Here is a 20196-nt window from a genome sequence, read left to right as displayed (position 1 = left end):
TTTACATTGGAACACGGGATACTCAAAGGGAAAGAATAATCGAATACCATAAAGGCGATGCCTTGCTTGATGCAGGACATCGCCTTTTATTGTCTTGATTATCTTTTCAACATAACTCTATTGTTATCCCTGGATTTCCTTAATCAAAGTTGCACCATCTTTGAAGCCGACCTTGTAAGCAGCTCTCATCTCAGCAGCGGCAGTCTCACTCACGCAGTCGAGGAGATTGTGGAAGGTTGTGAGCTGTGTTTCGGTCAGCGATTCCTCGAACGGGATACAGAGAGCATTAAACTCATCAGAAAACTCAGCAGAGTGAATTTCGCCCTGTCGGTAGTTGTAAAGTGCATCAATCATCGTACTATTCCTTTCAAATACAGTATTATCGGAAAAGACTGCATTGAAATCTTCGATAATTGGTGCTTACAAATATAAATAATGAAGATACTTTCATTATTGACGAGACAAAACTTGGTAAAAACGATTATGAAATCCTAAATATTGTTCTGAAGGATTATGATACAACATGTTTAGGCAGTGATATTAAGAATATAAAGAATAGAATGTTAAATGATCTTAATAGATTAATAAGATGTTTGGAAATATACTTGGAGGATTGTGTAAGAAATATTGATAAAAATTTATTGTCACTAGATATTTATGAGCTTAAGGTAGATAAAGTTATTAGTTTTAATTATACAGATACTTATTATCGATTTTATTCTGCAAAGCATAACAGCGTTGAATGTGATTATTTACACGGTAAATCAAAGTTATCAAAAGCTGAACCCAATAACATGGTTTTAGGAATAGACGAGTACTTATCTGGTACCGATAAGTTTACTAACCTTGATTTTGTAGAATTTAAAAAGTATTTTCAAAGGATTCATAAATCAACCAGCTGTTTATATCGTAAATGGTTAGAAGAGATTTATGATAAAAAAGATGAAAATAACGTTTATTTCTTTGGTCATTCATTATCATTAACAGATAAGGATGTTGTTTCAAGTGTTTTAATGAATCCATACATTAGAACGACAATATACTACAGAAACGAAAAACAGTATGCTGAGTTGATTACTAATATTGTTCGTATAATTGGACCTGAAGAATTAACTGAAAAAGTATATGGGGAAAAACCTTCTATTATTTTCAAAAAACAAAAAGATCTGATCGACAGGACAAAATCAGAATGGCAAATATTTTATGATAGATATTTGCTATGGAGAATTTATACTCTTAATAACAAGAAGATAATTGAACTAATAGAAAGAATTAAAAAAAATATAGAAATGAATAATATTGCTTACTTTTATAATCAAAGAAGTGTTATTGATTTATTTGATGCAATTATTAACAATATAGATATAGGAGATGTATCAAATCAGTTATTAACAATTGCAAAAGCACTATATGATCCTAACTCATCCGAAGAGTTTAGCTGGCATGAATGGAATGATTTTGGTTATTATGGAATAGTAGAATGCGATAATCGTGTCAAAAGTTTTATTAATTCAATCAATAATTATAATGAAGAACGCAAATTATATAGTATTAAGTCTATTTCTGATGATTTAAATGATTTATATAATCATATCAAACATGATAGTTATAGAGATAAAGAAATAGAAAAAATATTTGATCATCTTCTTGATAAATTCGATGATGAAGTAATTGATACAAATCTTATTTGGAAATGTATTTTTAAGTTATTACGAAAAATGAGTGAAGATTCTAGAGAAGAATTACTTCAAAGGAAATCAAATGATTCAAATATGATTATGAAAATACGAATCAAACATATTATTGATGTCTTAGATGAAGAAGCCTATTACAAATCAATGTATGAGGATGATATGTAATAAAACAGTTTAAAATATTAAGACAATAATGCGATATCATTGTGCGACAGATGTATAGTCAATTTCTTGTCAGATTGCCTAAAACTCGCAAAAGCGGGCTAACACATAGCTATGAGAGCTTGAACAATCTTACGAAAATATGCAAGCATATGGCGTGTGAAAGTGTAACTCTGTGGTTGTGCAGTATTGTCTTAAATTCGAAATTCTATAAATTAGATTAATAATGATTATGAATAAATATTAACACTTATCTTAAACACCCCCACAACCCCTTCCTCATAATAAACGATCTCAAACCCATTCCCGATATAGTCCCATTCCGAATACTCCTCCGTCTGATACCTGAGATCAAGCACATAATACTCCGCAGTCTGCTTTGTGCGTTCAAGCTCATATATCTCATCTCGCTGAGAAAGATTCGGCAGAAAGAACGTTGACGAAATAACGCTTGCATTATCGGGTATGAGCGAAAGCGCTTCGTCAATGATCTCACGCTGCTCGGTCGCTTCATCGTATGATTTGAAATAGTCTGAACGATGATAATACAGTCCGAAGAATATTACTACCGAACAGCACACCGAACATAGCAACAGCTTTGGATATTTCATTTCGGAACAATTTACAACTGCGAGGTATATCAGCAGCGCACCGCTTCCAAAGCCGTATTGAAATCCGATGTTGTACTGCCACTGGTAGTTTGTCATCAGATTTATCAGCAGGAACGGTATTATCAGAATAAAGCGCTTCGGATTTTTGGTGATGAACGGCATAAATCCCAATGGCAACAGCATTTGCAGAATGAAAATAATCTTTTCCTCGGTAAAGCTCTGATTTAGGACATAGACGGGATTTTTCAGTATAGCCCAAATCATTGTAATAAGGCTGTTGCTGCCGTCATAGATGTAATTGTTATATCTGCCTGTCATTACTCCGTCACCGTATTTTGCAAGAAAATGAGTGACGGTCAAAAAGTAAATAATTGAGAATATCAGGATTAATAAATTACTTTTGTAGTTTTTATCGGTAAACAAAAAGTATATGGAAATTACAGCAACATATACTGCTGCGTCCTCTTTTACCAAGAGAAGCAGTATGGCAAAAATGATTTTCGGTATAGTTTTACCCTTTTCGCAGAAATACATAAACCACAGCACCAACGGAGCAAGAAAATTATTCTCATGGATATATGTAAAGCAGCCGCCTGCAAAGCATGGGTAAAGAGTATATATCACCGCAAATTCACAGCAGGCAGGCTCGGTGAGCTTGTGATTCTTGCATATCAGCATGAGGGGTATAACTCCGCTGGCAACTATGAGAGCCTGCATTACAAGCAGCGTGCGCGGGTCGGGTATCAGCATATAGATGGGCAGGAGCAGATAATATATCGGCGAAAAATGCACCGCAAAATGACTGAGCAGACCGTCACGCTCACAGGTGATAAGGGGCTGTCCTGTCTCTTTCATATAGTAAAACATTTGCGAGAACAGCCCGAAATCAAAGCAGCTCGTCCAATGATTTTTGTAGTACAGACAGCAGATGATCCCCACAAAGAAGGTAAATCCGCCTATCAGCACACCTGCCGTTATCCATGTCACCGACCAATGCAGACGGAGCTTAATATCGCTGATATCGGTAAAAAACACGATTATTGCTACCGCCACACAGCACCCAACCGAAAAGCTGAAATTGGTATATCCAATCGCACCGAGTACCCCGTAAACGAGTGCAGACAATATCATAAGAATGTTTATAAAATTTTTGTCTGCGATTTTGCAGAGCAGTACCCACAGCACAATGACAGATATGATAAAAACACTTAGCTTTATCTCTCCGAAAAATAAGGGGCTTGTAAATATATTCTCGCTGTTTGCAACATAAAATGCCGAGATCAGTATCCAGCTTAGCAATAACCTGACAAGCAATTTCGGAATATCGACGCTTGTAAATTTGTCTTTCAATTTCCCTTTCAATTTGGCTTTTATTTTGGGTAATCGTTTTGGTTGAAAGCGTAGTCTATTTCTATCTGTAAATTTAGTATTAACAGCCATTTTGTTGTCCTCTCTTAACTACTTTTGTAGTTCATATCTCTGTAAAAATGCAGTCGGTCGGGATAACCGACTGCTTTTGATCTGTTACCATAATTCACCCGTGTAAGTTACTGTTGTGACGTCTCCTCCATAATCCCATTCAGCAGGAGCAGTTGTTACTATCGGCTCGTTATCGTAATACGGTGCCGTTGATGTATCATTTGTAACGGTATCATAATTAGGGGGAGCTGCGGTAACTATCGGGTCTTCCTCCAAATCTATTGGAGCAGTATCGACCTTAGATGTTACAGTCATTGTAGTTGTCTTTGCTTTCTGTGTATTCTCCGAGATTTCGGATTTTTCGGGAGTGTTAGTAACAGCGACAGTTTCTACCGCATTTGTGGTCGTTGTGGTGATCTTTGAAGTATCATTTTCGGGCGGAATTTCCGTATTACTTGCAAATGCGATCACCGACCCCGAGAGTGCAGTAAGAACAGCAACAACAAATCCAACAAGAGCAAATCGTTTCTTTCTTTTGCTTGAAAGAATGAGACTAAGACGGTGCTTCAACCCCTGCTTCGGGGTATAGAAATTGGTAGCCATTACGGGTCGCAATGTAGTTTTACGAAAACTATTCTGCGCTGATACTGTGTTCAGTATCGACTGACAATAGAGCTTTTTCTGCTCTGCGTTTTCGCCCGTTATTACCGAGTGATCGCAGTAATGCTCGCACTCCTGCTCGATGCTGCGGCTGATAAGTATAAATATCGGGTCAAACCAATACACCGCTCTGCACACCATGACGAGCAACTTTACCCACAAGTCCTTGTGTTTAAAATGGGTCAGCTCATGCTTTAGGATAAGCCGCAGTTCGGTATCATCAAACCGTCTGTCGGGCAAAAGTATCGTAGGTGCAAGCAAGCCCGTCATCATTGGGGTGGTTATCTCTTTCAAGATCATGACCTTAACGGGCGGAGTTATGCAGAGTTCTCTTGCCATATCTGCCGCAAGGTCAAGAGTGCGCTGATCTGCCTTCCTTGACAGACGGCTGACACCCCTGCGGAAAATTCTGTATCTGCACAAGGAGGTAATGAGATACAGTATAGCGACTGCCAGCCACACTATGAATAATATCTGAAAAATATTGATCGAGGGTGATGTGGGGACAGCGGCGTTTATAGACTGTTCCCTGTATGTGTAAGCTGCATTTGGCTCGTTTATGGTAACTGCCGCTTTACCGAAATTTGGTTTTATCGGCAAAAGAAATCCGACTAAAATCACGAGCCATGAATAATACCTCAAAACAGGCAGCTGACGATTTTTCAAGACCTTCAGCAAGCCTATGTACACAAGCGATACCGCCGACATTTCAATCGAGCAGAAAAGCAGGCTCAATATATATTTCTCCATAAGCTCGCCCCCCTTACAGCTTGTTGATCCAGTCCTTAAGCTCACTTATATCCTCGTCTGAAATGCTCTCGTCGCTGTAAAGAGCCTTGACAAGTCCGCTGATCCTGCCGCCGTTAAAGCGTTTACGGAAGCTGTCCGCTTCGACCTGCAAGTATTCCGATTCGGAAATCTCGGCATAATAGTTGCGTTCCTTGCCCGCCTTGTCGGAGCGGAGAAAGCCTTTCTTTTCAAGCCGCACCAGCATGGTCATAACAGTCTGCTGCTTCCAGTCCTTTTCGGGCAGCTCATGACGGAGCTTGTCGGTGAGCTGCGGAGAGGTCACGGGCTCCTCGCTGTGCCATACCGCACGCATTATCTCAAATTCCGCATCGGGAAGTTTTTTAATCGACATGGTATCACCTCTAAAACTATATTTGTAGTTTATTATATCATAAAAAAATCAGCCTGTCAAGTATCTGCTGTTTTATCGTCAAGTTTAGGAGCGTCCTCAATACTGAGCAGCTTTGTTTTGGTCTTTACGGTCGCAAGCGTTTTGTCCTCAATGGGAATTGCTATCGCATATAGATGGTGCAATCCCTCAAGCCCCGAGGTATCAATGCTTATTTGTCTTGAAAGCATTTTACCGCTTACGATCTCCATATCCGAATAATAATTGCCGTTAAATGCAGGGATAAGCTCATGATCTAAATATATCCCGACCCTGTATTTACCTGCTCTGCCGTATCCGTTCAATGAAAGCTCCAAGCCCTTGTCAAAAGAAACAAAATAGCCTTCATAACGGTCATTTTGCACCAGATCAAAATACGATGCCTCGTTAATGCCGCTTTCCGTGGTGGGGTTGCCAATTTCATCGGTGTTGGTAAATTCTTCGAGTATATCTGCGGGTATCTCGCTTTCGTTCCATTTGCTTTCCTTATCAACAGAAATGTTGTCCGTCTTGCCACATTCAGCCTTAATTTCAAGCGGAAAAGGATTTATTCCGTTCAGCTCATGATTAGGGTAAAAGCTGACCCAAGATGTATCGGGCAGCATAAAGTCCATATTCATGATACGGTCAAAACTGACAAGCACAGTATCTCCGATATTGCAGTTCATCGGCTTGAAATATACCTCAATCGTTACCGATTCCTCATCGGGGATACTTATGGTATGATACAGCTTGTCGGTTTCGTCAAGGTTAGTATGATAGGGATTTTGAAAACCGTTGACATAAAGCAGAAAGCTCTCATCAAAGCCCGATTTGAAATTATTTATCGTTACGGAAAGCATTATCTCGCTGCCGTCATACACATAGCTGTCCTGAAAATTGCCTATCTCCATACCCGAAGCATAATGAAAAAGCATATTCGGAGCATTCTGCTGAATGTGTTCATCATCAACAATGCTGTTATCTTCGTTGGTCATTTCACTTTCAGCAGTATTCTCCGACGATACACTTTCACGCCTGCTGTTATTGTGATCTTGTTTGATAATGTGTCTATCGGACGAGAACGATTTAACTATAACTGTTCCTGCCGCTATCACGGTCAGACCTGTAATAACGGCTAATATCTGCGTTTTGTTTCCCATAGTATTCATCTCCTACTTTTGTAGTTTTTGTTGGTGAATAATAACGATTGCAGTTTCACTACAAACGTCTTTATTGCATTGTATCATATGTAGAGGATATTGTCAAGAGAGATTATGGTGAAAGTTTGGTGAAATAGGGTAGTATAAATAAATTTTTAAGTTATTGATTTTTATTTTGTAATATGCTATAATATAATTGGAGACATAAATAAGTATATTAGAATAAAACGAATAATTATATTGTAGTTTTTTATAATACTGATCAGATGAAATACCTTAAAGAAAAATAACAATTTATTACAACAATCTCGTTTAAGGTTATGACGTACATAATGTAAAAATATCTTCATTTAGCTAAATAATTGATTGGTTATAATTATGAATATTCACGGTATATTATAATGTCACAGCTTAATTAATACTTTCAGTAGAGTAACATTTGTATAACATTAAAGGAGTAAAATAGATTATGAGTGACAAGAAAAAATCTTCTAGCATTGAAAAAACCATTGATACGATCAAAGAAACAAGAACTTTTGAAGAAGCGGATAAGAGTGTATCTTTAGTGCTGAGAACTATAAATGCAGCAATAAGTCCGATAGAAAAATGGGTTATTCGCAGAGAATACAGTGTGGCAGAAACCAAAAAGCTGCTAGAACAAAAGCTTCAAAATATTGATGTTGATAAGATAATTACTCCACCTAGCTACATAGCTATTCCAGCCCTTCAAGCTATATCATATTGTATGGATGATGAACAACTTCGAGATATGTATGCGGAATTATTAGCTAGTGCGATGAATAGTGATACCGTAGATAATGTGCATCCAACATACGTGGAAATCATAAAGCAAATGTCTCCTTTTGATGCAGTCGTGTTTAAAAAATTGGCAAGTACATTGGTACAACCATGTATTGGCTTATCATATAAAAACAAGAGAACCAAAGCATCTTATCCGATACAGGATATAGTTGCATTTCCAGATTTGGAGAAGTTCCCAATCGTACCTACACAAATCTCATTAGAAAACTTGGAACGATTAAAGCTTATTGATATTCAATATAATTCAAAGTATAATAATGATGAACCATATGAGCGTTTAAAGTGGAGTGTTAAGAATGTTATAGAAGAATTTATTGAAGATAACAAAAGGGAATTTGATCCAAATGCTTATGAGGTTGTTTACAAGGAATATATGATATTAATCAGAGGATTCGGACAATTTTTCGCCAGAGCATGCTTGGGCGCTGATTTTAGCCAGTTTAAATAAATGCTGTTTCTGACAAGATGTGATAGTTTTGTATCAAAGTTGATAATTTGCATTTTTTTAGTTTATAAACTCAAGCAACATCATTCTTTTATGGAATTAATGATTAAGCATAGCACCGATGCAGCAACTTAATAAAAACGGCAGATGTAGCGGTGTTAGCTTACATCTGCCGTTTTTGCAGGGGAAATGTGTTGTTTTATACTTATGATTTAATAAAGATGTTTTCATATGGTTGATATGACGCAGGGAGTGTATGTTATGAAAAGGAACACCGATTCGCTCGCAGTAGCCTTTCAGCCACTCAAATGGCGTCTGGGGATTCATGGGCTCACCGTTCCATTTGGTGAACAGCCTGTCATGTTCTTCCCACTTGGAGCCAAGCTGATTGGCGTATTCGTCCTGCTCCTTCTTGAAACGTTTCAGCAAGTCCATTATGGTCGGTGGAAACTTCGATACTCGCTTGGACTTCTTTGTCTTAGTGGTATCTGTGTAGATGCCCTTCTCCTTGGTGTACTGGGATGTCCTCCTGACGTGGATGATCTCGTTTTCAAAGTCGATGTCCTTCCATTCCAGCCCCAGCATCTCACTCCTGCGGAAACCGCTGTATATCGCCAGCATAAGATATACCTGATATTTCAGCGGCTCGTCTTTCAGTTTTTCAAACATGGTTTTCACCTCGTCCCTGGTGTAGATCTCTTTTTCTTTGATCTCGCCCTTTGGGATAAACACACGTCTGCATGGGTTGTCGCTGAGCATTCCCATACGCACAGCGTAATTGAAGACGTCTGAAATAAAGCTCAGATGATGTACAGCCGTCTTCCGTGACAGCGGTTTTCCGCTGTTGAAGTTCCTGCCGTTCAGTAACATATCGGTGATGAATGCCTGTACATCACGGCTGGTGATATTGTCAAGTTTCTTATGACCGATAGCAGGATATACCCTTTTGGTCAGCTGCCTCATTCTCGTGTAAGACGTTGGACGCAGATTGACTTTTGCGAATTCATCAAACCATTGTTCAGCGAACGTCTCAAACTTTATCGACGCTGTTATCTGTCCCCGCTTGCAGTCCTCCTCAAACAGTACAGCGACTCGCTTTACTTCTTTGTCGATCTGTTTCTGAGACATTCCAGGCGAAGGTCGCCATGTCTTGTACTGACAGATCTGCTTGCCGGTCACGCTGTAACCGCATGACACTTTGATCTCATAGGCTTCGCCCTTTTTCTTGATCGATGCCATTATAATTCCCATCCTTTCAAAATATCGGCGCATACCCTGTGCTTCATGCTCGGGATATGCGCCGTAAGTAGTTAGGCGTTCGGACAACCCAGATAATTCAGGAAGATGTCCTTGTTGATAAGGTACTTCTTACCCGCCATGATGCAGGGTATCTGCTTGTTGATACACATCTGACGTACTCTGTACTCAGTAAGTCCGTCTACCAGTTCAGCAGCTTCCTTGATAGTCAGCATGACAATTCTGGATTCAGTTGTGTTCCTTGTGCTGTTATCCATGCTCAGCCCTCCTTTCGTCTTGGTTATATTGTGTCCATAAGCTCCTCGCTCTGAAGCAGGTGTTTATGGATTATTACAGTAAAATAATGTATAAGTCCGGGCTCGGGGTATGCTCTAAGTAAGAATCTGCTTAACATACTTTTTGGCCGTTTTCTTATTGATACAGATAAAACGTTTGTTGATATGAGAATCTGATAAAGCATGGACTGTCAGATTATTGCCTTCGGTTTCGATAAGACAGTTCTCTTTATCCTCGTTGATATCCTTAGCTAATATTTTAGTTATACTCTTGCCGCTGAACGGTTTTTCGCACTTCTTCCAAAAATACTTCTCCAGATGCTTGGAACGTACAATGTACTGATTATTAAAACTAGAGTAGTAAACAAAATGGGGAGGAAGTTTATCGCCGTATTCATCAAGCTCTTCAATGAACTGGTCCATGTTGTGTGTGACATACTTTGGATCCTCTAAAATGATTTCTTTAAGGAACTCATTTATTACATCGTATTTCCATGAATCCTTGTTTGGTTCTAACATACGCCAGGTATCTGCTATGCAGTTATCAATGCTATCGAAGAGATCTTGTTTTGATTGATGAATTACAACATTACCATTAGTTGAGTCAATTAAACACGCTGAATTGTCGTAATTATTCGTTTCAAAGTTAAACATCAGAAAAATCTCAGCTGTTACGTGCATAATAGCGTTATAATCGCTGAGTTTACGACTTGCGGTCTTATACGAATACTGGTTCAGCAGTGTGTTCATTGTCTCTTTTAATTTGTCAAAATTCCTAAGAATGAACTGTATAAACAATACCTTCAAGCCAATTAGAAACCTGACATTTTCCTGATACCAAGTCAGATGCTTTTTCTTGCAGGAGGAATTCATTAAAACGAATATACATCTCCTGAGTATAGCCGGATCTTCAAAAAAGTAATCTGCTATTATAGCAAGGTTGGATTTTATTGACAGATTTTTGCCTTTATGAGCATCGTTGTTTAATCCATCCATTCTGATGATCAACTTTGCTACTGTTTGCTTTTTTTTTCGATCCAGATCTTTAACACCTGTTTTCCTCAGAGAATCAAGCACTACAGTACAGTTATTCATCTGAGTTGCAGCCTCGATATCGGTTAAATTGCTGTCAAGATCGAACAAATTGTAAGGTCGCTCGGGATCATTCTTGTAGACATACATTGAGAAAAAAATCTTGCACAGTTCAGTAGCAAAAGTCTCTCCATTTTTCAATAGCACAGTGACTGGATTGTACCTTGAACGTTCAGAAGGATTAATTAGGATTAAAATATAGGGGATCAGTGATGCAATGAACAGATTCTGCACAGCAGGGATATCATCCATAACTTTTTTTGCAAATTTCCAACATTCAGGACCGATTTCATAGTCTTTTAATCTGTAATCTGAATTACTCAGATAGGCTTTGATCTTGTCAGGGTAAATCATTTTGTCATCGGTATTGAAAACATGCCAGGAATCAATTATGATGTATCCTATAGGGAATTCATAATTTTTCACGTAGTCCATGGAGTGTGCTATTTTTTTTATTGTTGCAAAAAGCGATTTTTTAACCTTAGCAGTTAATGGAAATTCCCAAAGTACCCAATCGGGATAATAAAACTTTTTGCGTGGATCATTGAAGTCAGATCCCTTGTATACCATAGTCTCACTATACACCGGTTGTTGGTACTCTTTATCGCTGTATAGAGTGTATTTAATTGGGATCTGGTACTCTAATGATCCATTATTTTTGAGATTCATAACCGGTTTTAGAATCTCCAGCCTACATTTGGAAGAAATATCCATACAGTTGCTGCTTTCTTCCGGTTCCCGATTAGAGTAAGCGATGTTCTCGGTGTTCTGATAGTTCTCGTTGTTCATAATGAACCCTCCCAGATTAAGTTGTTGACAATTGTCCTTGTCTGAATTATAATGATATGATACAGACTTGGCTAATGTCATGTGATTGTAGTTTATGTAAGTATTTTACCACTACTAGAACTAATGTTGTACCGACAATGTAGAAAATTTATTTCAACAATAAAGATTGTCTACTAATCAAAGGGGATGTAGAATGACAAACAAGGAAAACGATAATTATTTAGATGACATAGATGTGTGTAAAACGCTGTTAACTTGTCCTGTCAGTTATGATAAAAACCAAGTGACTTGGATAGAAATAAAAGATAATGCCCATGAACAAAGACGGTTGAATAGTGTAAAACTGATAGTAGATGCAATAAATATGGATTATCATAAGACTTTGGAGGAAACTCAGATTCTGTCTGCAAATTACCTCGATTTAAAACTAACTCCCAAGGAATATGCTGATTGCTATTGCTTCCTTTTAAGTAAAGTACACCCGTATTTTATCGTGAATCTCACTTACTCTTCATTTCCGACTAATAACTTGACTTCTGGGGTAATATTATCGTGCTATGAGATAGTATATGTGATATTCGGATTGGTAATAACTGGTACCTATTCAAAGAAATTTGGTAAGGCCCCGCCGGAAAGCATATTAGCAGATTATATAAGGCCTATCATCTCAGAGCGGGTTAAGGACAGAAACAAGGTTGAGATGATCTTAAACAGTTATATTGGGGAATACAATGTTGCAATCAATGAGAAACATATTAGATATGATATTAATACTCTTGAGATAACACTTGATACTTTCAAAAAAACCTTGTGTATATATGCGAATTCTGATCCGCATGAGATCAAGAGTAAGAAGGATAGTTTTCTAAAGCTGTTTATCCTGCAATTAAGTCCGGATATAAGAAATAGGGTATTGATGATGGAAAGGTCTATTGCAGATATTAAGAAGGAATATATCTTGGGAGCAAATCTTGACCTTGATGAAACATTAAGTATTGATGATTATGAGGCAGACCTTGATTTTGAAGATTATTATCGTTTTGAATTCTACACGTTTGATCAACTGCTTTATATGTATCTGATCCAGATTCTTGACAATGAGATTTTAATAAAAAGATGTGAGTCATGCAAGAAGCTGTTTATCGCCAATAGCCTTAGGGAAAAATATTGTGATAACATAATAAACGGTTCAAAAAAGACGTGTCGGTCATTGGCAGCTCAGGAAAAATATAACAGAAAATGCAAAAGTGATCCGGTGATTGAAAAGAAACGTAAGATACAGAAACGTTTCAGTAAAAATAAAACGTCTACTAAGGACGTAATTAATTATGATATTTTAAATGCTGTAAAGAAAAAATATTACCACTATATCGATATGATAATAGGTGATTATAATTCTGGAAAGCTAACACAGGATGATACATTAAATAGGCTTGAAAAATCTTATAAAGAGATACTTAAATTAATTAATGCTAAAGCGAAATTTAAGTCGATCAAAGATGGGAGAAAATGTGCGAGCAAAGAAGAGATGATGGAGCTGGAGAATGATGTCGGACTCATAATGGAAAAATATATAGATATAAAAACCACCAAATAAGAAAATCTCCAGGTTGAAATGATATTTGGTGGTATAATAACTATATATTGTAATGAGAACAAAAATATTTAATTTACCAATCGCCTTATATTGAAGGCTAAATTAGCTTTGGAGCGACAATTGGATTAATATAAAATCAGTAGCATATACTTCATTGCTACAGAGCCATGTATTCTCTTGGAGTTAGAAAAAACAATTAAAGACACAGTGTATTAATTTGTAATTAAACCAAGATGCTCTTCACAGGGCATCTTTTTTTGTCTGCATATATAAGAAGTAAACAAAACCACGTTTTGGAGAAAGAAAAAAAGCAGGCCCCCTTACCCCCACGATCAATATTATAATACTTGTTATGTATAAAAATAAAAAGTTAGTATCTATAGCACTAATAGATAGCAATAGGCTAATATTTTACAACATTGTTATAATAAGATCGGAGGAATTAGAATGGATAATTATTTTATACATACCTTTGAATTGTCGTACAGAACGACACTAGAAGACATATTAGAATTGACAGATCATAAGCTCGTCAAGATAAATGGCGAGTATAAAAGCACTAAGTATGTAGATTGCGGATTGACTATCATCAGTCGAAGATGTAAAAAGGAGGGCAAGGATGGAAAGGGAAACCATAAGCTGATCCTGATCGTAAACCCGAGTAAGCTGATCAAGCCGGGTTCGTTTTCAAATAATATAACGTGTGGTGATGATTTTGAAATCGCCTTAGTAATACTGGACAAGATGATAAGCAGTTTATTCTTGGAACTAGAGTTAGATGACTTCAAACTCAGCAGGATAGATATAACAAATGATGTCCATAATGTTCCTGAAAGCATTATTCAGGAATATATACTTATAATGCGTAAAATGTCGTTAAGCAGAGGCTACAGACCAAATACGGAACTGGAGAAAAATACACCTGAGTTCAGGTGTGAGGATTCTTTTAATGTGTGCAATGTATCTCAGGGTGCCGAGTTTGTAGCGTATAACAAACATCGGGCGTCAATAGACCAGGGTTATCCGCAGGAGGTACTATACTCATTTGAAGATACTATGCGTGTTGAATTAAGATTCAGCCGCAGGTACATAAATAGGGAAACTAAAGGTCTCTCCACAAGCGAAGCACTTCTGTATATGTATCTGAGCCGAGCTGATCTTGTAAAAAAGTATTATGATGCGATGTTCAGGTACCGTACAGATCTCTGCTATGTATCAGAAAGATGGCAGGGGTTATTGATCGAAAAATGGTATGGCGGGAAAAAGAAAGCCCGGAAGCTGAAAGACTATATTAAAAAGCTGTCGGATATGGAGATACATTCGGAAACTGCACTGTATGACAGCTATAACACAAAGAAAGTACGAACCAGAACGCCATCAGTACTAAATGATATTGGTTTCTCACCTATCCCTATACAGCAGAATACAGCCTCGTATATGTCGCCGTTAGACATTGTTCTAGGATTTTCGGAAAGTAAAAAGAAAGACAAATGCTATAAGTTCATAAAACACAGCAAAGGCAGAAAGAAGGTTATTTTCAGATATGAAGACTACAGAATACATGACGATCGCTGAGGCAGCAGAATTACTGCACGTCAGCAAGCAGAAGGTCGCATCAATTATAAAATCGGGTGAGCTCAAAGTTATAGAGCTTGGTCCAAGATCAAGAAGAATACCGAAAGCTGGTTTTGAAGAATATATAAAGAATAAGACTACTTGATTGAAGCAAATATTTTATTGTTATGAGAAGTTTGTGCATTTCAGTGCAAAAACTTGACAAGAATATATTTTTATGCTATGATAATACTATTGAAAGGAGGACAGCGACATGATAGAAAACAAAGAACTCAGGAACAGACCGCAGTATCTTGATAAGTTAATAGGCTTTCAGGATACCGAACCAGTAAAAGTTGTAACAGGAATACGCCGCTGCGGAAAGTCAAGTCTGCTGAAACTTATGGTCAGGCACTTGCTTGATGAGGGCAAGTCTGAAAAGCAGATAATTCAGATGAACTTTGAGTCCTACGACTTCAAGAACATGACAGCAGACGATATTTATCGCTACGTTAAAGAGCGTGTTGTTTCGGGCAAGCGTATGTATCTGTTTTTTGATGAGCTTCAAAGGGTGGATAAGTGGGAAGATGCGGTCAATGCTTTTCGTGTGGATATGGACTGCGATATCTACATCACTGGCTCAAATGCCTATCTGCTGTCCTCCGAATATTCGACTTATCTTTCGGGAAGATGTGTCGAGATAAAAATGCTCCCGCTGTCGTTTGCGGAGTTTACGGATTTCTATGGCTTTGAAGTAAGAGAAGTCAAAAGTGCTTTAGGCGGCACACGAAAGCTCGCTTATGATAAGAATGGTCAGCAGTACGATCTGCGTGAGATATTTGATGCATATATGCGCTTTGGTGGAATGCCCGGCATCGCAGATACAGGGCTGGATCAGGACAAAGCACTTGCTTTGCTTGACGGCATATATTCCACAGTAATTATCAGGGATATCCTTGAACGTGAAAAGCGCAGAGGTCAGAAAAGTATAACTGATGCTGCACTGCTACGTAAGATAATAATGTTCCTTGCAGACAATATCGGCAGCAGTGTTTCGGTATCGTCTATCGGGAATACGCTGGTGAATGAGGGCCTGCTGAATGATGAAAAAAGAAAAGGTAAGCCAAGCGCACATACGGTTTCGGCTTATGTGAACGCCTTGACAGAAAGCTATTTCTTCTATGAGATAAAGCGCTTTGATATCAAGGGCAAGGAGTATCTGCGTACTCTCGGCAAGTATTATATCGTAGATATCGGTCTGAGAAATTACCTGCTGGGCTTCCGTGACAGAGATACAGGTCATGCACTGGAAAACATTGTTTATTTCGAGCTTATGCGAAGAGGCTATGATGTGGCTATCGGTAAGATAGACAATACGGAGGTGGACTTTATAGCCACCAAAGCTGACGACAAGCTGTATGTCCAGGTCACTGAGTCAATGACAAGCGAAACGGTCAGAAACAGGGAACTTGCTCCGCTTATGAAGATAAGAGACAACTATGAGAAGATAATATTATCTCTGGATACAGGACTTGAAAGCTCCTTTGAAGGCATAATGTCATTGAACGTACTGGAATGGCTTCTGAAATGATAACGTTATATCCGATACGACCAAAAATACGGTCGTATCGGATTTTTACCTCTTATAGCGATTAAAAGCCACTAAAAATGTCATGAGACCAGAAATAATCAAGAACGATGAAAGTGCGTAAAATAGTTTTTAGCGATAGAGGATGAGAAATGTACACTTAATATTTCAATTATGTCAGAAACGGTGAGCTGATAGTCTTCAAAAAGTTGAAGCCGACGCATAAGGTGAAGTTGTATTTTCACGACGACCTATAATTAATGGGGGACACACATAACAACTCAAGGCAATGCGAAGTATAACTACAACAATCATCCGTTCACATGAAAGACTGCGGACGGGTATTCTGCTTTTTGGAACAATGGTGTGCTTAACATTGAAGCCCAACTATACATCTATAATAGTATAGCTATCGAGGATTGGCAGTTTCTAATTCTGCATAGTCTATATAGGGTGTGGTTTTATGAGATAAATTGTACTTTGGCAAACTAAATAGTATTCGGTCATCTGTGTCAATTAAAGATAATTTCTGCAGATCATTGCTTCGCCATACAAGGCAGCACTGTTTGGTTCAGCAGGAGGACGCTGATTTACTAAATGCTTGATTTTGGCACAAAAATATGCTATAATCATCTATGAAAGCGAGGCGAGAAACATGAACTACACGCTTATGCACAAGAATATCCGCGTTGCGGATATTGAGATAGATGAAGATACGGGCGTTATTATTCGCATCGGGGACATTTATGCGAAAGAACATCTGCCGTTAGGTGTTGTACACCCATTGCGTCACAAGGAAACTGTTGACAAAGCTGCACTGAACAAATGGTGGACCGGACGCTCTATCCCTGCAAGCAGAATGGGTATAAACGAGGCACTTGAAACTCTCGGTGTATATAACACGGAGCTTCTTCTGACAAAATGTCTTGGACTCAGTTTGTCAGATCATTACTGGGTCAGACCTGTTGACAGCTATATGACATGGGAAAGCGTAAACTTCTTCGACAACGAGTTCTCCGATGATATAGGCGATGTTCTGTTCGGCTCAGCTGGAAAAAGCATAGGGTTCAACTACTCTTCGCCAGATAACACCTCGGACGGTAATTTGCAGAAGCGCTGGAAGATAATCGACGGCAAGAGGTGTCTGCTGAAATCGGGTTCTGCACCATTCAGACAGCAGCCGATAAATGAGGTCATTGCATCGATCATTCTTGAAAGGCTGGGTATAGACCACATACCCTATACGTTGACGTGGATAGATGATAAACCGTACAGTGTCTGCGAGAACTTTGTTTCAAAAAACACGGAGCTCATCGGTGCGGCAAGGCTCATGAAGATACGCCCAAAGGCAAACGATGAGAATAGTTATCTGCACTTTGTAAATATATGCAGTGAGCTCGGCATCGACATCGTTCCGATGCTGGACAGGATGATAGTATTTGATTATATCATCGCCAACGAGGACAGGCATTTTGGGAACTTCGGTCTTTTGCGTGACCCGGATACCCTTGAATGGGTAGGTGCGGCACCGATGTTTGATAACGGTACTTCGCTGTGGTACGATAAGCTGACTTCGCAGATACCTTCGGAAGAAATCATCTGCAAGCCGTTCAAGAAAACTCATGGTGAACAGCTTCGTCTGGTATCGAGTTTTGATTGGCTCGATTTCGCAAAAATGGACGGTTTAGAAGATGAGATATCCGGGATACTGAGTGATGAAAAGGTCAAAAAGTATATCGATGATGAAAGAGCAGATATGTTGGTATCGCAGTTGAGAAAGCGTATGGACAGGCTTTCGGAGATAGTTATGAAACAGCATGATTCGCAGGATATAACATTCTCAGGAGATGTTGGAGAAGATGAAGCTGCAAGCTATGGGATAACAATTGAATAATTATCGGACAAGCTGAAAAGTCATAACGCCCTCCGGGATACATTTTGTTTGTATCCCGGAGGGCATTTCTTATCTTCTCATAATAAAATCAATAACACTATACTTATATATCCTCCACCTGTTGCCGATCTTGAAACCCTCCAGTTCACCTGAGTGAAGATATTTCAACATAGAATTTTTCCCGATCTTCAGAAGCTGCATACACTCCCTGGGGGTAAGGATATCCGGTACTTTTTCAAACATGATAAAACTCCTTTCGCATGAAAAATGTTGGTTTAAAACGGTTTGTTATGTGTTATTTAAGTGTTCAATAAACTGTACACTTTTAAAAACGCATACCGAAAATTTACAGCTATACATTATCCTTTTGTAAACCATTGGTTTAACTGAAAAGGAGGTTTTAATAATGAAAACAAAAGCTATCATGATGCTGATCGGTTCGGTGCTGATGAATATAACAGGCAGACTGATCATCAACGCAGTAAAGAAGAAGGTGAGATGAACATGAATGCAAAAGTATTCGCAGACACATCTGCTATGACCCGTGAGCAGTGGCTGAAATATCGCACAATGGGTATAGGCGGTTCGGACGTTTCCGTAATCGCCGGAATCAATCCCTATCGTTCGGTGTATCAGTTGTGGCTTGAAAAGACAGGTCAGCTTGAACCTGCTGAGAACGGAAATGAGTGTACACATTTTGGTACAGTTCTTGAACCCATAGTCAAGCAGGAATTTACCGAAAGAACGGGTATCGAGATCTTTGAACCAAAGTGTATTTATCAGCATAAGGACTATCCGTTCATGCTGGCGAATCTTGACGGTGTAGTGAACGTTGACGGAGAGGAATGTATCTTTGAAGCAAAGACAGCATCAGCATACAAACAGAACGAGTGGAACACAGGTGTACCGCCTGAGTATATGATGCAGATACAGCATTATATGGCTGTAACAGGGCTGAAAAAGACGTACATAGCCGCTCTTATAGGCGGTAATCATTTCGTCTATAAGACCGTTGAGCGTGACGATGAAATGATCGCTGACATAATAGAAATGGAACGCAGATTCTGGGAAGAAAATGTTCTTGGCGGTGATGAACCTTTACCCGACGGCTCCGAGGGTACAACATCATGGCTGAATGAAAGGTATTCAAAAAGCAACGGTGAGAGCATCGAACTCCCCGAAGAAACTGTTTTTATTTGTGATGAGTATGAAGATATATCCGAACAGATAGAAGCACTGTCTGCCGAGAAAGATGCTCTCGGCAACCGCCTGAAAGCTATGCTCAAAAACAATGAGACAGGTCTGGCAGGGAAGTACAGGGTCAGCTGGAAAACTGTAAACTCCTCACGCTTTGACAGCATAAGGTTCAAAGCTGAAAATCCCGAGCTGTACGGCAAATATGTAAAACATTCAAGCTCCCGCAGATTCGGTATATCGGGAGGTGCTACATGAATAAACTGAGCATAAGACTTCTTCGTGCCGATGAGATCGAATGCCGTATAGGTACTATAAGCGATAAAGGACTGTCCCTGCTGCTTTACAAAGACGCTCGTGCAGATATGAAGATCCTTGATGAGACATTTGGAATTCTCGGTTGGAGAAGAACACATCAGAGTATCGACGGCAACCTTTACTGCACTATCGAACTCTGGGACGAAAGCAAGCATGAATGGATCGCAAAGCAGGATGTTGGTACTGAAAGCTACGCCGAAAAGGAAAAAGGTCAGGCTTCTGATTCTTTCAAAAGAGCTTGTGTTTCCGTTGGTATCGGCAGAGAACTTTACAGCGCTCCGTTCGTATGGGTGTCAGCACAGAAGTGTAATATTCAGCGCAGAGGTGATAAGTTCGTCTGCTTTGATAAGTTTGCTGTCAGCCATATAATGTACAACGACGACCGTGAGATAATCGGGCTCACTATAATCAATTCCGATACAGGTGAAGTGGTCTATAACGGCTACAAGAGAACACAGAAGAAAACAGCATGAGTTATGCCCCTTGACGTCAGGCGTCAAGGGGCT

General features: G+C 38.9%; 18 protein-coding genes. 9 read left to right on the top strand and 9 right to left on the bottom strand.

Annotation, left to right across the window (positions count from 1 at the left end; all coding sequences use genetic code 11):
- Positions 1–123: 123 nt before the first annotated feature.
- Positions 124–354 (bottom strand): DUF6809 family protein, encoded by a 231-nt coding sequence (locus tag CUS_RS13745; protein ID WP_002851747.1) that lies wholly within the window; start codon positions 352–354, stop codon positions 124–126.
- 62 nt (positions 355–416) lie between these two features.
- On the opposite strand from CUS_RS13745, the gene CUS_RS18780 reads away from it, so the two are divergent.
- Positions 417–1859, top strand: a complete 1443-nt coding sequence (locus tag CUS_RS18780) for an AbiH family protein (RefSeq protein ID WP_002851736.1) — start codon at positions 417–419, stop codon at positions 1857–1859.
- A gap of 227 nt (positions 1860–2086) precedes the next feature.
- On the opposite strand, the gene CUS_RS13735 is transcribed toward CUS_RS18780, so the two are convergent.
- The 4 genes from CUS_RS13735 to CUS_RS13720 form a co-directional block, all read right to left on the bottom strand.
- Complete coding sequence (locus CUS_RS13735) at positions 2087–3520, bottom strand: DUF2079 domain-containing protein (RefSeq protein ID WP_157769536.1); 1434 nt, start codon at positions 3518–3520, stop codon at positions 2087–2089.
- 471 nt (positions 3521–3991) lie between these two features.
- Positions 3992–5296, bottom strand: coding sequence for a M56 family metallopeptidase (locus CUS_RS13730; RefSeq protein WP_002851734.1), 1305 nt, complete (start codon positions 5294–5296; stop codon positions 3992–3994).
- A gap of 13 nt (positions 5297–5309) precedes the next feature.
- Complete coding sequence (locus CUS_RS13725) at positions 5310–5687, bottom strand: BlaI/MecI/CopY family transcriptional regulator (protein WP_002851737.1); 378 nt, start codon at positions 5685–5687, stop codon at positions 5310–5312.
- A gap of 56 nt (positions 5688–5743) precedes the next feature.
- A complete protein-coding gene (locus tag CUS_RS13720; RefSeq protein ID WP_002851759.1) occupies positions 5744–6865 on the bottom strand; it encodes a hypothetical protein in 1122 nt (373 codons plus the stop codon).
- 469 nt (positions 6866–7334) lie between these two features.
- On the opposite strand from CUS_RS13720, the gene CUS_RS13715 reads away from it, so the two are divergent.
- The gene (locus CUS_RS13715; protein ID WP_002851732.1) at positions 7335–8135 is read left to right on the top strand and encodes a DUF4393 domain-containing protein; all 801 of its coding nucleotides are present in this window, start codon (positions 7335–7337) and stop codon (positions 8133–8135) included.
- Positions 8136–8231: 96 nt separating this feature from the next.
- Here the strand turns inward: CUS_RS13715 and CUS_RS13710 are convergent, their stop codons facing one another.
- The 3 genes from CUS_RS13710 to CUS_RS13700 all read right to left on the bottom strand — a co-directional run bounded on the left by CUS_RS13710 (position 8232) and on the right by CUS_RS13700 (position 11545).
- Entirely contained in the window at positions 8232–9371 is a 1140-nt protein-coding gene (locus CUS_RS13710; protein WP_002851744.1) for a site-specific integrase, read from the bottom strand.
- Between the two features lie 71 nt (positions 9372–9442).
- Positions 9443–9646 carry an excisionase family DNA-binding protein gene (locus CUS_RS13705; RefSeq protein WP_002851741.1) on the bottom strand — a complete coding sequence of 68 codons (204 nt, stop codon included), beginning with the start codon at positions 9644–9646 and terminating at the stop codon, positions 9443–9445.
- A 114-nt stretch (positions 9647–9760) separates the two neighbouring features.
- Positions 9761–11545 (bottom strand): hypothetical protein, encoded by a 1785-nt coding sequence (locus CUS_RS13700; protein ID WP_002851740.1) that lies wholly within the window; start codon positions 11543–11545, stop codon positions 9761–9763.
- Between the two features lie 193 nt (positions 11546–11738).
- On the opposite strand from CUS_RS13700, the gene CUS_RS13695 reads away from it, so the two are divergent.
- The 5 genes from CUS_RS13695 (at position 11739) to CUS_RS13680 (ending at position 18178) form a co-directional block, all read left to right on the top strand.
- Positions 11739–13142 carry a DUF6076 domain-containing protein gene (locus CUS_RS13695; RefSeq protein ID WP_002851749.1) on the top strand — a complete coding sequence of 468 codons (1404 nt, stop codon included), beginning with the start codon at positions 11739–11741 and terminating at the stop codon, positions 13140–13142.
- Positions 13143–13589: 447 nt separating this feature from the next.
- Positions 13590–14717 carry a hypothetical protein gene (locus tag CUS_RS13690; RefSeq protein WP_002851739.1) on the top strand — a complete coding sequence of 376 codons (1128 nt, stop codon included), beginning with the start codon at positions 13590–13592 and terminating at the stop codon, positions 14715–14717.
- On the top strand, positions 14686–14862 hold the full coding sequence (locus CUS_RS19325; RefSeq protein WP_080559576.1) for a helix-turn-helix domain-containing protein: 177 nt from the start codon (positions 14686–14688) through the stop codon (positions 14860–14862). Before CUS_RS13690 ends, CUS_RS19325 begins: the two co-directional genes overlap by 32 nt.
- Positions 14863–14970: 108 nt before the next feature.
- Positions 14971–16287 carry an ATP-binding protein gene (locus CUS_RS13685; RefSeq protein WP_002851746.1) on the top strand — a complete coding sequence of 439 codons (1317 nt, stop codon included), beginning with the start codon at positions 14971–14973 and terminating at the stop codon, positions 16285–16287.
- Between the two features lie 652 nt (positions 16288–16939).
- A complete protein-coding gene (locus CUS_RS13680) occupies positions 16940–18178 on the top strand; it encodes a HipA domain-containing protein (RefSeq protein WP_037277538.1) in 1239 nt (412 codons plus the stop codon).
- Positions 18179–18247: 69 nt separating this feature from the next.
- Here the strand turns inward: CUS_RS13680 and CUS_RS13675 are convergent, their stop codons facing one another.
- A complete protein-coding gene (locus CUS_RS13675; RefSeq protein WP_002851751.1) occupies positions 18248–18421 on the bottom strand; it encodes a helix-turn-helix domain-containing protein in 174 nt (57 codons plus the stop codon).
- 261 nt (positions 18422–18682) lie between these two features.
- Here CUS_RS13675 and CUS_RS13670 point away from each other — a divergent pair, with 261 nt between their 5' ends.
- Together CUS_RS13670 and CUS_RS13665 are read left to right on the top strand one after the other, a co-directional pair.
- Entirely contained in the window at positions 18683–19630 is a 948-nt protein-coding gene (locus CUS_RS13670; protein WP_002851762.1) for a YqaJ viral recombinase family protein, read from the top strand.
- On the top strand, positions 19627–20163 hold the full coding sequence (locus tag CUS_RS13665) for a Rad52/Rad22 family DNA repair protein (protein ID WP_002851730.1): 537 nt from the start codon (positions 19627–19629) through the stop codon (positions 20161–20163). Before CUS_RS13670 ends, CUS_RS13665 begins: the two co-directional genes overlap by 4 nt.
- The last annotated feature ends 33 nt before the right edge of the window (positions 20164–20196 follow it).

The organism is Hominimerdicola alba 8, assembly GCF_000178155.2.
GTDB lineage: Bacteria > Bacillota > Clostridia > Oscillospirales > Ruminococcaceae > Hominimerdicola > Hominimerdicola alba_C.
Note: the sequence above shows the minus strand (reverse complement) of the source record. Positions and strands in the feature narration are given on the sequence as shown.